The organism is Streptomyces sp. NBC_01341, assembly GCF_035946055.1.
Lineage (GTDB): Bacteria > Actinomycetota > Actinomycetes > Streptomycetales > Streptomycetaceae > Streptomyces.
This window is the reverse complement of sequence record NZ_CP108364.1, coordinates 2,325,319-2,340,006: the sequence shown is the minus strand read 5'-3', so window position 1 is coordinate 2,340,006 and position 14,688 is coordinate 2,325,319. Positions and strand designations below refer to the sequence as shown.

14 protein-coding genes and 1 pseudogene are annotated in these 14,688 nt (G+C 69.2%); 9 read left to right on the top strand and 6 right to left on the bottom strand.

Annotation, left to right across the window (positions count from 1 at the left end):
* Positions 1-302: 302 nt before the first annotated feature.
* Complete coding sequence (locus OG206_RS09910; protein ID WP_327114410.1) at positions 303-1,190, bottom strand: phosphotransferase family protein; 888 nt, start codon at positions 1,188-1,190, stop codon at positions 303-305.
* Entirely contained in the window at positions 1,187-2,578 is a 1,392-nt protein-coding gene (locus OG206_RS09905; protein WP_327114408.1) for a helix-turn-helix domain-containing protein, read from the bottom strand. Before OG206_RS09905 ends, OG206_RS09910 begins: the two co-directional genes overlap by 4 nt.
* A gap of 175 nt (positions 2,579-2,753) precedes the next feature.
* Here OG206_RS09905 and OG206_RS09900 point away from each other — a divergent pair, with 175 nt between their 5' ends.
* The 4 genes and pseudogenes from OG206_RS09900 to OG206_RS09885 form a co-directional block, all read left to right on the top strand.
* Positions 2,754-3,227: an ATP-binding protein gene (locus OG206_RS09900; protein ID WP_327114406.1), complete on the top strand. Its 474-nt coding sequence runs from the start codon at positions 2,754-2,756 to the stop codon at positions 3,225-3,227.
* Between the two features lie 39 nt (positions 3,228-3,266).
* A complete protein-coding gene (locus tag OG206_RS09895; protein ID WP_327114404.1) occupies positions 3,267-3,719 on the top strand; it encodes a DUF6415 family natural product biosynthesis protein in 453 nt (150 codons plus the stop codon).
* Positions 3,716-4,192, top strand: coding sequence for a DUF6302 family protein (locus tag OG206_RS09890; protein ID WP_327114402.1), 477 nt, complete (start codon positions 3,716-3,718; stop codon positions 4,190-4,192). Before OG206_RS09895 ends, OG206_RS09890 begins: the two co-directional genes overlap by 4 nt.
* Before the next feature lie 44 nt (positions 4,193-4,236).
* Positions 4,237-4,359 (top strand): annotated as a pseudogene (locus tag OG206_RS09885) (DUF5999 family protein); the annotation flags it as partial.
* A 97-nt stretch (positions 4,360-4,456) separates the two neighbouring features.
* Here OG206_RS09885 and OG206_RS09880 read toward each other — a convergent pair.
* The 4 genes from OG206_RS09880 to OG206_RS09865 form a co-directional block, all read right to left on the bottom strand.
* Positions 4,457-5,116: an HAD family hydrolase gene (locus tag OG206_RS09880; protein ID WP_322985493.1), complete on the bottom strand. Its 660-nt coding sequence runs from the start codon at positions 5,114-5,116 to the stop codon at positions 4,457-4,459.
* 71 nt (positions 5,117-5,187) lie between these two features.
* Entirely contained in the window at positions 5,188-5,604 is a 417-nt protein-coding gene (locus OG206_RS09875; RefSeq protein ID WP_322985494.1) for a DUF6262 family protein, read from the bottom strand.
* Complete coding sequence (locus tag OG206_RS09870) at positions 5,591-7,879, bottom strand: tyrosine-type recombinase/integrase (RefSeq protein ID WP_327114398.1); 2,289 nt, start codon at positions 7,877-7,879, stop codon at positions 5,591-5,593. Before OG206_RS09870 ends, OG206_RS09875 begins: the two co-directional genes overlap by 14 nt.
* Positions 7,876-8,994 (bottom strand): tyrosine-type recombinase/integrase, encoded by a 1,119-nt coding sequence (locus OG206_RS09865; RefSeq protein WP_327114396.1) that lies wholly within the window; start codon positions 8,992-8,994, stop codon positions 7,876-7,878. The genes OG206_RS09870 and OG206_RS09865 overlap by 4 nt, the downstream gene beginning before the upstream one ends.
* Positions 8,995-9,099: 105 nt before the next feature.
* Between OG206_RS09865 and OG206_RS09860 the strand changes: the two genes are divergently transcribed.
* From OG206_RS09860 to OG206_RS09840, 5 genes are all read left to right on the top strand, one after another.
* Positions 9,100-9,195 (top strand): DUF5999 family protein, encoded by a 96-nt coding sequence (locus OG206_RS09860; protein WP_327114394.1) that lies wholly within the window; start codon positions 9,100-9,102, stop codon positions 9,193-9,195.
* Complete coding sequence (locus OG206_RS09855) at positions 9,192-9,845, top strand: hypothetical protein (RefSeq protein WP_327114392.1); 654 nt, start codon at positions 9,192-9,194, stop codon at positions 9,843-9,845. Before OG206_RS09860 ends, OG206_RS09855 begins: the two co-directional genes overlap by 4 nt.
* A 188-nt stretch (positions 9,846-10,033) precedes the next feature.
* Positions 10,034-10,213 (top strand): FxLD family lanthipeptide, encoded by a 180-nt coding sequence (locus OG206_RS09850; protein WP_028444064.1) that lies wholly within the window; start codon positions 10,034-10,036, stop codon positions 10,211-10,213.
* A gap of 176 nt (positions 10,214-10,389) precedes the next feature.
* Complete coding sequence (locus tag OG206_RS09845) at positions 10,390-13,419, top strand: lantibiotic dehydratase (RefSeq protein ID WP_327122224.1); 3,030 nt, start codon at positions 10,390-10,392, stop codon at positions 13,417-13,419.
* Positions 13,416-14,681, top strand: a complete 1,266-nt coding sequence (locus OG206_RS09840; RefSeq protein WP_327114381.1) for a lanthionine synthetase C family protein — start codon at positions 13,416-13,418, stop codon at positions 14,679-14,681. The genes OG206_RS09845 and OG206_RS09840 overlap by 4 nt, the downstream gene beginning before the upstream one ends.
* Positions 14,682-14,688 lie beyond the last annotated feature (7 nt).

The following is a 14,688-nucleotide window of genomic DNA, read 5'->3' as shown; positions in this document are numbered from 1 at the left end:
CCGCCCGCCCTGACCAACTGCGTGCGGGTTGAGGAACATCGCGGCCAGCCTCCGCCACAACGCCCGCGACCCCCGACGGCCCTCGCAATCCTCGGCCTGGGATGACCCCAAACCGGGCATAACGCGACTACGTCGAAGCCCAAGCCCTCTGAGCACGCGCTGTAGCCCAAGTTACCCAGCAGATGCGCAAGCTGCTGAGCGAGCACGGTGCCTGTGGTCCGTGGTCGGGCGTCGTCCTCACCGTCGGGTGTGGAGTGGCCGGGGTGTTCGATCCGGCCCGGGCGGTGGTGGGGATGCGCGTCTCAGAGGATTCCCGTCCACGACCACGGCCGCGGGCCGGATCGACCGCGGAGACAGTCGATCCGGTACTGCGCTTGGCTTCTCCACTCCGCGTTGCTGGCTGAGTGCTGCGCCGCGTACGTCACCATGCGCAGCTCACGGGCGCGCGCGAGGACGGGATAGCCCTCCCACGCCGTCACGTCGTACCCGTACACCGCACAGAAGCGGTCGTACTCGCGTGCGCTGACGACGCCCGTGGTCTTCGCGCGCACGGCAGTGGACACGAGATCCCACTCCGGCGGCCCGACAGAAAAGCGCTCCAGGTCCATCATCAGGACCCCATCGTCCGTACGGACGATGTTGCCGGGCCAGGCGTCACCGTGCACGGCCCGATCGGGGAGACCGGCCGGCCGCTCGGCCCAGGCTGCTACGAGGTCGCGGTGAAGGGCGTCCAGCCACTGCCTGTCGTCGTCGCGGATCGTGATGGCCGCGTGCAGCCGTTCGCCGACCCGGACGAAGGGATCGAGGTACCCCAGCTCGATCGCTGGCGTGGGCAGGGAGTGGAGCCTCGTGAGGAGTTCAGCGACATCCTCGACCGAGCCGTGCTGCTGCGGCGGCAGTTCCGCCCAGAAGGTCACGGGTCTGCCGTCTGCTTCTACCGGCTGCTCCACGTCGACCAAGCGAATGGCCGGGACGTTCTCGTCGGCGAGCCAGCGTGCGACGCGCACCTCGCGGGCCGCCGCAGCGCTCTGTCCCTCCTGGGCGATCCGTACGATCACCCGCTGACGAGGCAGCCGCCATATCTGGTTCTCGGCCAGGCGGACAGGCTCCGCTCCGTAGGAGTCCAATCCGACTGCCGAGCAAGCCTGCTTCAGGACGTGACGTGCAGGTTCGGAGGCCGAAGGTGTCATGCAGAAACCGTAGCGGCGATCCGATCTCGCAGTGCTGAAGCCGCCTGGACAGTCCGATGCTTTGAGGCGAAGCGACCGAGCTGCCGCAGATCGTCGGCAGCTCGCCGTGAGGTGAGTCGGCCTACCTCGTTCAAGGCGTCGTGGCCGAGCGCCGCCGCCTGGCGAGGGTCGCCCTTGGCCATGAGCAGGGAGGCCAGCTTCGTCCGCGAGATCGCACGAGACCGTTTGTAGGCGTCTGCGTGTCCGTTCACCGCTGTGTTGAATCGGCGCGCTGCCCGGCCCGGGTCCTGTCCGGCGAGGATCGCGAGATCGAACAGGGCGTGAGCCGTGTCCCCGTTGTGCTGCGCCTCGTCGTAGTAGGCCATCCACGGCGATTCTTCGGTGGGCCGGGCGCGAGTGAACGCCTCGTCTGCGGCACCGACGGCCGCCATCGTGTCCCGTACGTTGCCCATCTTTCCGAAGGCCCTGGCCATTGCCGTGTGAAGCATCGCCTGCTCGGTCGCCGTCAGGCGGTCGGAGCGCACAAGCCCCTTCTCGGCGTAGGTGAGACCGTCATCGGGGGCCCCGATCCATACGGCTTGCCGCGCAAGGAACGAGTAGGTCTTGGCCCGCAGATGCCAGTCGCCTACCTCCTCGGCGCAGTCTGCTGCGAACCGGAAGGTCTTGGTGGCTTCATCGTGGTGGTAGGCGTCGAAGGCAGAGGCGCCGACCACGATGCCAAGCCGTGACACGGCGGCGAACAGGTCGGTTCGCATGTGTTCGGGGAACTGGGCTTGCAGCAGGCCGGCTGACCACTGCATCGCGCGGGCGCCTACGTCACGCACCACGCCCCCGCCGCCCAGTTCGTTGTCCATGCCGCTGATGGCGGTGGCCGCGGCCAGGACCTGATCGACGTCGCTTGGGCTCACATGTGTCGGGAGAGACAGCTCGGCGGGGGCGAAGACGTCGGTGAAGTCGAGAGGGGCTATGGCGGCGAGGCCGCCGATCTGGAGGAACGAGCGTCGAATCACGGGCTCATGGCTCCCAGGGCGAAGAGTTGTTTCGTCTCTGCCCAGGATGCTGCCTGTCGGCACCCGCGTGGGTTTCTCCTCTCGGCGCGTGGAGGCTTTATCGGCATCAGCCCTCTTTTTATCGGCATCACGGTTGCCGAAGACCATCGGCCACGCCCGGTCGAGGAGTCCTCCCGTGCCGAGGACGTCGTCGAGCCGCTGAGCCACATCGCGGCGACAGCTCGGGTACTTTCCCTTCTCGATCGACAGGATCATGTCGTCGCTGACCTGCACTAACCGCCCCAGCTCCTTGGCCGACAGCCCTTGCCCAAGGCGCAGTCTGCGCAGCTCGTTACCGAACCACTCCTGGGGGGACGCCCCGGGATCGAGCTGCTTCATTGGCTGCGGCATGTTCTGCCCCCGAAGTCGTTGATGCCGAACTCTTCACCTCTCGGCATCAGGCCCTGCACGTTCTCGGTGCGCTCTGCCTAAATGGTTGCTGATCGGTTCCAGTCCAGTACACACCGCAATCCACCCCTGCTGAAGGGGTTCCGGTAGAACGGAGGAAGCAGCGATGGAACTGCTCGTCGACACCCGCGAGCGGGATGCTTCTGTTCGAGCCACGTCCAGGAGCGTGGACGGCCAACTCGACATGAGTTTCAACGTCCGGGCCGAAGACCTGGGCACCGTGCGGGACATCGTTGCAGCGCACCTCTGCTGGTGGCGCGTCGACAACGGCACCGCGTTCCGCGTCCTGACCGTGGTCAACGAACTACTCACCAACGTCTTGCAGCACACCCCTGCGGACGCCGGCGGGTGCCGGATGGCCAGCCTGCTCCTCCAGAAGGTGCCGGACGGTGTCACCGCCGTCGTTCGCGACCAGGACCGCTGTCCGCCGGTGTACTCGTCGCCAGCCCCCCTGGCCGAGGAGGGGCGCGGGCTGATGCTGCTGGGTGCTCTGGCCGACGACACGTCCGTGTCCATGACCCCAGCAGGCAAGGACGTGTGGGTCTTCATAGCGATCCCGGAACTGACTGAGCACTTGTAGCCCTCCGCGGCCGGTACTTGGCCCTCCCCAGGAGTCCCGATGTCCCTCACCGTTCTGGTTCCGGAGAACGACGTGGTTCTTCCGCCAACCGACGAGCCCCGCACACCGCAGTGGACCCCTCCACTCGACGCAGAGGGTTTGTGGTCCGTCCTGGAACGGATCAAGAACTGGAAGCCGCTCGACGTGGAGGAGGTCTTTGACGACCTCGACACGGCGATCGGTAACCAGACGCCGCCCGCCGCGGTGACCGACACCCTGGTTGACCGTCTCCGGGACCATCTGAAGCAGCTCAGCAACATCGCTGTCGCGGACGAGCAGTACCCGCCCACCGCCGAGATGCTCCGAATCGTTGTACGCGGGGTCCCCCTGCGGGAGGCGTGCGTGCCGGCCGACTACCAGCAGGCCGTCGGCCTCGCTCGTCGTCTGGCCTTCGTCACCTCTGACCTGGTCGAAGAGCTGATCGAAGCCCACTACATCAAGGAGGCGGAGTGACGTACAACCTTGACTCCGCTCGGCGCTCGGTCGTGACCGCCACGGCGATGACCCTCCCGCAAGACGCATACGACTTCGAGTGCTACGAGAAGCGGATCTCCGACAACTGGCTCTTGGAGCAGAGCGTCGCCATGCGCACCACGCGCATGCCGTTCCTCGCAGTCCCCGTCGGGGGCACGAGGCGCGGCGGGGGCTACCCGGCGTCGTGTGTGTGCTTTGGGCTCAAGGTCTGTGACTTCCTTCTTGGGCGTCTGGGCTTCCCCGACCTGCGCGTGCAGTGGTCGTCTCACCCGGACACCTGCTTCGTTGCGAGTGAGGGAGAGAGACCACCCACGCTCGTGGGCGACCGCACTGCCACCACCCTGGGGCGCTTCTACGGCTACAGCGAAGCAGCCATAGCGGCCTTCATGGGGCGGTGCCACAAGTCCCCCTCTTCGGCTGTGCCCGAACCGTGTTCCCCCACGGCACCGTAGCTGGCCGAAGAGGGCCCAACTTCCCACCCGAGAGGACGAGCACCATGTGTGCGCACAACCCGCCGTGCCCCACGGCCATGGCTCCCGACAGGGAGGCCGCGCGACCCGTCGCGCACCGCCCTGAGCAGGGATGGAGCCTGCTGTGCAACGGAGTGCTTGTCTTCGAGGTTATGTCGATCTCCCAAGCGCAGGGACTGGTCTGACGTGCTGCTTCGCGAGATGGACATGTCGTTTTGGCAGTTCTGGGCGAGAGGCAGTGCGAACTTAGGCGGCGGCGGTCGCCAGCAGTTCGGGCAGGTTGCGCATGTCGTCGAACACGACAGTGCCTGCTCCTTCCAGCCGCGAGGCGGGGGTGAGGCCGCCGCAGTAACCGAAGGCCCGCATGCCAGCGGCCCGAGCTGCCTGCACCCCGTATGCACTGTCCTCGATCACCGCGCATCGCTCGGGTTGTACCCCCATGGAACGTGCAGCGTGCTGGAAGAGGTCCGGTGCAGGCTTGCCTCGACGGACGTCGGTCGCGCTGAAGATGTGGTCCTCGAAGTAGCCCGTCAGATCAGCGATCTCCAGGCTTCGACGAATGCCGGCGTGATCACCGTTCGAGGCGACGCAGACGGCAGTGGTGAGACGCCCCAGAACCTCTGCGATGCCGTCGACAGCGGTCAGTTCGGCCTCAAAGGCTGCATCGTAGAGATGCTCGTATGGCTGCTGCCAGCCCTTCTCCAAGCGCCGTCCGAGTCGTTCCTCGACAGCTGCGGTGTAGACCTCGGTGGACGAGCCCACGAACCGCTCGATGATTTCAGCTTCGGTGAACGTGCACCCCAGGTCAGCCATGATCATTTCGTCTACTTTGATGCATATCCTCTCGCTGTCCACCAGCACGCCGTCACAGTCGAAGATCACCAGTTCAACAGGGCTCTGCGTCATGATCGGCAGCGTAGAGGGCGGCCGATGCAGGCCCTGCGGTGCGTCGGGCAGTCGTCGGTTTTGCCAGAGTTTCACCGTGAGCTACTCGCACCACCCACCGGCGTGCTCGACAGCGTGCGGAGCCGGCGGATCTCGCCGTGGGCGGTCTCCAGTTTTTGGGTGAGATCGGCGACTTGGTCGCGGAGTTGCCGGTTGCGTTCGAGCGCGGTTTCCAGCCTGCGGTGCAGGGAGGCGTCGCTGGCCGCGTTCCGGGTGCTGCGGTGGAGGGCCGGGGCTCGCTGCTGGAGCTGGTTGATCGCGGTGATGAGGTCGGTCTGCGTGTATAGCCAGGACCGGGAGACACCGGCCGCGTTCGCGATTCCGACGACGGTGGGCCGTTCGTTGCGGCGGGCGGCTGCCTTGATGGCTTCTTCGGCGTGCTCGCGTGCTTGTCTGCTGCGGGCCTTCGAGGCTTCGACGAGGAACCGGGCGTTGTCAGCCGGTGGCATCGAGATCGGTCACCTTTCCGCCGGCCACGATCTGTTGCGGTCCGGCCTGTTCGAGGGCGTCGATGATCGTGTCGAGCTTGCCGAGTGTGCGGGTGTTCTTCTCGACGATGCGCGACAGGCCGGCTTGCTCGGCGTCGCCGATGAGCTTGCGGGTCTCTTCCCGCTGACGTCGGTGTTGGTCGAGGAAGTCACCGGTGGTGATGAAGAAGCGGCAGTCCAGGCAGGGGTTCGCGTACTCGCAGTCCGTCTGGATGGGAGCCCCGCAGTAGCCGTTGGGGAGGCTGACCTTGGCTCGGACCAGGGACAACCGCATCCAGGTCGCATCGGCAAGCGGATGGTCCACCGGCAGCGCGACGGCTTCGCCTTCGGCGTTGACCTTGAGGGACTTCTCCCAGTGCTCGCGCAGGGTCTTCTGGTGCAGCCGGGCGTAGATGGCCGTCATCTGCGGCGACATGTGGTCGAGCAGCTGCTGGACGATGTGCTGCGGGACGTTGGCGTTGATCAATCGGGTGCCCAGCGTGTGGCGGAACTGGTGGAAGGTCACGCGAGCTGGGCGGCCGTGCTCGTCGATGAGGCGGATGCGCTCCAGCCAGGTCTCCATCTGTTCGCGGCACCAGGTGTCCGAGACGGCCTTGCTGCCGTTGAGGTTGGCCGTCCAGCCGGGAAACAGGAAGCGGCTTCCGGCGGGGAAGCGGGCCTGAACGCGATTCTGTTGTGCGGCGATCTCGTCTGCGAGGGCCTGGCTGATGGGGAAGAACGCGACGCGGCCGTGGATCTTGTGGTTGACCCAGGTCAGGTAGGGGGCGCCGGTGTCGTCGTGGGTGACGCAGTCGAATTTCAATCGCCGGGCGTCTTTCATACGCAGGCCGCAGGAGATCAGCAGGGGGACCATGAGGCGGAGGTCGTCGTTGGAGATAAGCGTCAAGCTGGCGGGGTTCTCCATCTGTCGCATCAGGTGCTCGGAGATCCAGCGGGGCTTGGCAGGCGGCGGAGGCGGAGCGTCGTTGTAGATGATGGCGTCTCGCGGGAGGACCGGTTGCCAGTCGTGGGCGCGGGCATCTGCGAGGAATCGGCCGAGCGAGTTGATCGTGGCCCGGCGGGTGAACACATCCGGGTAGTCGACGGCCAGAGCGGCCAGCCACGTCTCGATCCTGGCGCGCGTCAGGTCAGCCGGCGCGGAGTTCGGCGACAGATGCCGAGAGAGATGGTGCAGGGAGCGCAGGTTTCCCGCGACGGTGTTGACGCTGATGTTCGTGCTGATGCGCCAACGGCACCATCGTTTGACCAGTTCGCTCAGCCAGGGCTGGGATATGCCGCCGAAGCGCAGGTAGCGCGTCTCTCCTTCGGCCAGGGCGAAGTGCCGCAGGTCCCACATGTCGCGCGGGTACTGGTCGGCCCACGGATCATCGGCGATGAGCAGGTGTTCCAGGGCGAAGCGGGTGTCCGCGATGAAGCGGAAGGCCACCACATTGTGGCCGTGGCGATTTCCACCGAGTCCGAGCGGGGCGACGTGGTCACGCCAGGTGCTCTCGTCCCAGTCCAGGAGGCTGGTGGTGGGTGCCTCGCGGGCCCAGGTGACCGCGCGCCGGACGTCGCGGGCCGGGGTGAAGCGCAGTCCCTCGTCGTGCCGGTGTTGCAGACCGAACTGGAACTCCAGGCGCAAGGCGGGGGCCAGCTGTTCCAGGCGGATCTTCGGGTCTCCGCGGTGAGCGAGGTCGTCGTACCAGGTGTCGAGGGCCGGTCGGCCGTGCTTGCGCCACCGGTTGTGGTGGGTGTGACACAGCGGAGCGTCGGTGCTGTCGGTCCACCGCGGGCAGTCGGGGAACTCGCAGGTCCGCTCGGCGGACCAGGGCTTGCGCGGCGGTTGATAATGGGTCCGTCCCAGCCAGGTTCCAAGGGGCGGGCGTCCGGCGTGGGTCCACCGCGAGGCGTGGCGGTGACACAAAGCGTGGGCGGCTCGGGCTCGGTTGCACCCGGCGACCAGGCAGGCCGACACCTGGCGTCGCTGGTGCAGTCGCGCGTCCTCCTGTGCGGACCAGCCATCCAGGTCGACCGGACGCCCTGCCGCCGCCCAGCGGTGATGGTGGGTGCGACACAGCTTCAGCCTGCCCATCGTCAGCGTCGTCGGGCAGGACGGAATACGGCACTCGCCCGGGAAGAACACCGGGCTGTCTCGCGGCGGACAGAACACCTCGGCCCGGAACTCCGGGCGCACCGTTTCCATCAGCCTGGCCAGCAGGCCGGCGGCGCCTGCACTCGTGCGGGGCGTGTTCACCGGGCCGATGCCCCGTCCTTGATGATCCCGGCCGAGAGGAGTACCCGGCGATGATCCTCGACATCGAGGTGACTGTAAATCTCGGCGGTGGTCTGCGTACTGGCGTGACCGAGGAGCTCGGCCACGACCTCGATCGGCACCTCGGCCCGCAGCAGTCGGGTGGCGTAGGTGTGCCGACAGGCATGCGGCGAGAAGTGCGTGATGCCGGTCCGCTTCTGAAGGCGTTCCACCAGTTCGTTGACGTTCGCCCGGGTCATTGGCGAGCCGATCGGCGCGCGGAAGAGGTTGGCGAACACGAAGTCGCAGTCCAGCGTGCCGTACTCGCTCTCCATGTAGGCGGCGTAGCGGTCGAACAGCTCCGGCCGCACCGGGACGATCCGTCCCTTCATGCCCTTGACCCTGGCGCGGTTGGCGTTGTTCTCGCGTGGAACGACGTGCACCTCGCCCTTGCCGAGGTTCAAGTCAGCGTGCCGCAGGCCCAGGGCCTCGCTGATCCGCAGTCCCGAGTCGTCCAGGAGCGCGATCAGGAACCGGTCCCGGCGCCGGTTACAGGCGCTCATCAGCCGCTGGAGCTCGTCGTCGGTCAGCGTCCGGGGCGGCTTGCGGTGGGCGTGGATGCGGATCGGGCTGTACTCGACCTCACCTCCTCGCTGGGTGTGCGCCAGCATCGGCGTATAGGAGCCTGTCGGCCGCCTAGCCAGCAGATTTCCCAACAGCGCCGGCACGCTCTCATCCCGCCGGGCGTGGAACCGGTAGAAGGACGCGAGCGCGGCCCGCTTCCGCTGCAACGTGGTGTTCTCCAGCGCCTGGCCGACACCCGGCAGCACGAACACCTCCGGCGCGCGGGCCGGCTTCGGACGGCGCAGCCAGTCGAAGAACTGCGCGACAACCTCCAACCGCAGACGCCGGAAGTCCAAGCCCATCTGTCCCAGCCAGACGAAGAAATCGCGCAGGTCGTAGGCGTAGCCCTGAACCGTGTTCGGCGATGCACCCCTCGCCGTCAGGTACGCAAGGAAATCCTCCACGTCATCGACGGGCAAGCCGTCGTCCCCCACCACGGTGTACGAGACCGGACCGTCTTCGGACAACCGCAGCCTCTGCACTGCGAACGACACACCACACCCCAGGCCGACATGGACAGGCGAACAGAACCCGTCCATGTAGCACCGAAAGGCCCCGCCATGGCAGCGAGTTGGACATCAAAGACACCCACAAGACTGATGGACATAGTCGAGGACACCGGAGAACTCCTCCCCGACGGCCGTATCGTCGCCCCCCACCGGCCGCTCGCGCTCACGGTCGGAAGCGCGGCATGACGATCACCGCAGCCGACCTGGTCGTTCCGTACATCACCGCCCGTGAAGGCGAAGAGGCGGACTCCCTCCTGAACCTGAACGTACGCATCGGTCCTGACCGGCGCCCGCGGCTCGGGTACAAGGACGAGGCAGGGCCCGACCGAGATCTCCGCGGCGTGCTGTGGGCCCGGTACTCCATGTCACTCGGCTTCGCGGGACAGCCCGCCGGGAACCCGAGGTGGCGGCTGGTGCACCCGCTCCGCCAGCGCATCACGATGGCGCTCCTGCGCTGCCAGGTGTGCACGGTCCCGCTGAAGCGCAGCGACGGCATCCTCTTCGTGGAGACGGCCGACGACGGCGACGACTACACCGGGCCGGTGAAGACCGCGCAGCCGCCGGTGTGTCTGGAGCACGCCCGGATGGCGGCCCGGCGGTGCCCTCGGCTCAGGAGCAAGGGACACGTCGCCCTGCTGGCCACGCGGTTCCCGCTCTACGGCGTCATCGGCACCCCGTACCAGTACACCGTCGACGGCATCCAGCCCCTCGCCGCCTCGGACGCTCCCCTGCCCTACAACCACCCCCAGATCGGCTGGTTCCTCGCCTCTCAGCTCGTACGCGAACTGCGGGACTACGAGGTCGTCAGCCTGGACGATCTTGTGCCCGCCGCATAGACGGCTGCTCGACGGTCCTGGGCAAAGGACCGGACTGTCGAGCGGCACCCCAGAGCTTCCCGGCCCGACCATCGGACCGGGATGGCCAGAACCTGAACCCATGGCGCAGCCCCGTCGCTACGCCACGGTCCTCAGTGCGCTGGCAAGCACCACCTGTCCTGCACACCAACGAATCACCTGGAGTTGTCATGACGCGAATCGTCACCAAGAGCACCACCCAGGTCCAGGAGCCGACGGCCGGCGGCCAGTCGGACGGGTTCGACCTGAACGTCTCCCTCCTGGAGGTGTCCGACGCGGCCGGGCTGACCGTTCTGACCGACGACGGGTGCGGCAGCTCCTGCGGTGCCTGCGTCACCTTCACCGACTGACCTTGACCGTCTGAACCCGGTCATCAGGTCATGAACCGCGGTCGGTGCTGTCGCGCTACTCGGCGCGTCGGCTCCGACCGCCCCTCCAGACGCACGAAGGGACACGTCACGTGGCTATACCCCCAGCGTTCAAGGCGGGCACGACCGCCCTGGTGCGCGCAGCCGCTCGACCGTCGATGACCCAGCTTCCCCTACCGGACTTCGACGACCGGTCCTTCCGAGCTGAGGAGCTGGAGGAGGTCACCACCGGACGCCTCGCCTGGATTCGCAGCATCTGGCACGACCCGGGCATCGCACAGGCCCTCCGCCATGCCAGCCCGATTCTCGCCGCCGAAGTCGAGGTCCTGGAGAGTGCTAAATCCCCTTCTACCCGCGAAGTCCGCCGCGTTGGAGTGTCGGTGGCGCGCTACCTCCTGCGCGCGCTGCACCGGCCCACACCGTTCGGACTGTTCGCCGGAGTCACCACGGCCACCTTCGACGCCGAGCCCCACTCCCGCTGGGGCCAGAACCACCTGGTCGTGGCCCGCGCCGGTGCGGAGTGGGTGGGGAGGCTGATCGAGCAGTTGGAAAGGAGCGGAGAGCTGCTGCCGCTCCTGTCGGTCGTCGTCAACAACACCACCTTCGAGCGCGACGGCAGTCTCGTCGTCCCCTACCAGGACCACGGGCCGACCGGTCAGCGGCGAGCGGTCGAGGCGTCCGTCGAACTGTCGGCGCCGGTCCGGCTTATCCTCCGCGCAGCTGAGGCGCCGATCCGGATCGGGGAACTCGCCGAGAAGCTGATGGCCGAGTTCCCGGCCGTGGCCCCGGAGCGCGTCAAGCGGCTCCTCGCGGGCCTGGTGCGGCGGCGCGTGCTGATCACCAACCTCCACGCGCCGGCGACCGAGACCGACGCGCTCGGTCACCTCGTCACCCAGCTCGACGCGGTCCGTGCCGAGGACATTCGTCTCCTGGCACCCGTCGTCCGGGAGCTGCGCGCCGTCCACGCCGGGCTGGAGCAGTGCGGCACCACAGAGGGCCGGGACGCCGTAGCGACCCGGATGCGCGATCTGGTGCCGGGCCTCCGCCGTCACCCGCTCGCCCTGGACCTGTGCCTGGACGCCACCGTGGCGCTGCCCGATCTGGTCGCCCGCGAGGTCGAGCGCGCCGCCACGATCCTCACCAGGATCTGCGCCCGCCCGTACGGCACCGAGCCGTGGAACGAGTACCACCAGCGGTTCTACGAACGGTTCGGCGTCGGCACCATGGTGCCGCTTATGGAAGTTGTCGCAGACAGCGGCGTCGGCTACCCGGACGGGTACCCGGGCAGGCCGACCGGCGAAGGCCGTCGGCGCCTGTCGCCGCGGGACGACGTGCTGCTCCGCCTCGCCCAGGCCGCGGCGCTCGACGGCCGCGACGAGGTCGTACTGACCGACGAGATCGTGGCCGCCCTGGACCGAGGCCCGCAGGAGCCGCGGATACCGTCCCACTTGGAGGTGGGCGTGCGGCTGCACGCGGCCAGCCTCGCCGAAGTCCGCCGTGGGCGGTTCACCGTGGAGTTGACCAGCGTGTCACGCGGAGCCGGGGTTACCGTCGGACGCTTCCTCAGCGTCCTCCCGGCCACACAACGCGATTGCCTGCGCGCGGAATTGGCTGACCTACCCACGGCTGACGAGGGCACGGCGGCGGCGCAGCTCTCCTTCCCCGCGCTGCTGCCCGACACCGCCCACGTCACCCGAACCCCGCGCATGCTGCCGTTGGTGATCAGCCTGCAAGAGCACCGCGCCCCCGACGCCTCAGTGCTCACGCCGGCGGATCTGGCGGTGGCGTGCGACGGGCGCCGGATGTACCTGGCGGCTCCGGACCGCGGGCTGCGCGTCGAGGCCGTCGGCATGCATGCACTGAACCTTGCCGAGCACACCCCGCCCCTGGCGCGGCTGATCACCGAGGTGTCCCGGGCTCAGAACGCCCAGGTCACCCGGTTCGACTGGGGCGCCGCCGCAGCAATGCCCTTCCTCCCCCGCCTGCGGTACGGCCGCATCGTGCTGGTCGCGGCCCGCTGGAGGCTGGAGGCCGGCGACCTCCCCAACCGCCACCGCCCCGGCGCGGACTGGGACGCGGCGCTGTCCGGCTGGCGGGAGCGCCGCCGCCTGCCGCAGCACGTGCACCTCGTCCAGGACGACCGGCGCCTGCCGCTCGACCTCGATGAGCCCGGCCACCGGAGCCTGCTGCGCCAACACCTCGACCGCGCCGATACGGCGCTGCTCACGGAAGCCGCTCCACCCGGGGCGGACGGCTGGAGCGGGGGCCGGGCCCACGAGATCGCGGTCCCCCTCAAAGCGATCCGGCCTCCGGCCTGGCCTGCGCTGCCCACGCCGACCACCGCCCGCACGCTGTCCCCAGCCCAGATCCAGACCCCGGCCGCCTCGCCGGTGCTCCTCGTGGCCCTGTACGGCGACCCGCGGCGTCAAGACGCCCTGCTGACCCGGCACGTGCCCGACCTGATGCGGCGCCTCGGCTCTCCTCCCTGGTGGTACGTCCGCTTCCGCGACCCCCAGCAGCACCTTCGCCTGCGGATCGCGCTGCCCGACCCGGACGACTTCGCCGACACCACCCACACGGTCAGCGCCTGGGCCGACGAGCTGCGGACCGCTGGGCTGCTGGCGGACCTGCGCTACCCCACCTCCTACCGCGAGACCGGCCGGTGGGGCGCCGGACCGGCATGGGACGCGGCCGAGGCCGTGTTCCGCGCGGACTCCCTGGCCACGGTGGCGCAGCTCGCCCAGCCCGTCCGGCCCGAGCAGCGCCCGCTCGTGGCCGCGCACTTCTTCGCCATCGCCTCCGCCCTCCTCGGCAGCCCGGACGCCGGCGCGCGCTGGCTGATCGACCACATCGAGCCGACCGCGCCGAACCCGGTACCCCGCTCGCAGTTCACCGACGCCGTGCGGCTGGCAGACCCGCGCGGTGACTGGGCGGCCCTGCGGTCAGCGCCCGGCGGCGCCGCGATCGTGGACGCCTGGGCCGAGCGCACCGCTGCGCTCGCCGCGTACGGGCCGTACCTGTCCGGCCCGCACGCCGACGGCATCGCCGTGGACGGCGTGCTGACCTCCCTACTGCACGTCCACTTCGTGCGGCATGTCGCGGTGGACTTCCCCGAGGAAGAGGTCTGCCTCTACCTGGCCCGCGCCGCCGCCCTGGCCTTCACCGCCCGCGCCGGGAGGCGACCGTGACCCACACAGCAGCCGCGGTGGCCGCCGCCATCGCCGACCGGCTCGCCCACCCCGACCAGGCGCCGGCGGCGGTTACCGCCGAGGACAACCGGCAGCACCTCGCCTATGGCCCGACCGGCATCGCTCTGCTGCACATCGAGCGCGCCGCGGCCGGGCTTGGCCCATGGCAGCGCGCCCACGACTGGCTGTCCGCCGCGGCCCGCGAGCCCTTCACCAGCGGCCCGGACAGCCACCCCTTCTACGGCGCCCCGGCGCTCGCCCATGCCGTGGCGTGCGCCGCCGACCAGCTTCCGGACTCCTACCGGCGCGGCCTTGATGTGCTGGACCGGCAGGTGACGGCAGACGCCCGGCGGCGCCTTGACGCCGCGCACCGCCGGGTCGAAGCCGGGCAGCTTCCGGCACTCGCCGAGTTCGACGCCATCCGGGGCTTGAGCGGGTACGGCGCCTACCTGCTGCGCCGCGACCCTGCGGGCCCGGTGACCCGGGCCGTTCTCGACTACTGCGTGCGCCTGACCGACCCGGTCACCGACAGCGGCGAACGCCTGCCGGGCTGGTGGGTACCGACCGGGCCGTCCGGCAGGCCGGACGACCGCTTCCCCGGTGGGCACGCCAACCACGGCATGGCGCACGGCGTCGGCGCGGTCCTCGCGCTGCTGGCGCTTGCCGCCCGCCGCGGCACCACCGTCACCGGCCACCATCAGGCGATGCGCACCATCCTTGCCTGGCTGGAGCAGTGGAAGGCGCCCACCGGGCGCGGCACGGCTTGGCCGTACTGGATCAGCCGCGAGGAACTGCGCAGCGGCCGGCCCGCGGCCGCGGCACCACGGCGGCCGAGCTGGTGCTACGGCACTGCGGGCCTTGCCCGCGCACAGCAGCTCGCCGCGCTCGCCCTTGGCGACAGCGGCCTTCAGTCCGAGTCCGAGGCCGCCCTGCTGAACGCGCTGAGCGACCGCGCGCAGCTTCGCACCACCACGGACAGCGGCCTGTGCCACGGCTTCGCCGGTCTCGTCCACGTCGCGGCACGCGTTGCCGCCGACGCAGACCGTGCCACCGCCGGTCAGCTCCGCGCCACCGTCCCTGCCCTTCTCGCCGTGCTGGTCCCGCCCGGCACCGACCCGTACGACGCCGCCGCCCTGCTGCTGAAGGACGCGGCGGGCCCCGGGCTCCTCGACGGTGCCGCCGGAACCGCGCTGGGACTGATCACCGCGGCCAGCGCGGAGCCGCCCCGCACCTCCTGGGACGCCTGCCTGCTCACCGCCTGAATCCGAC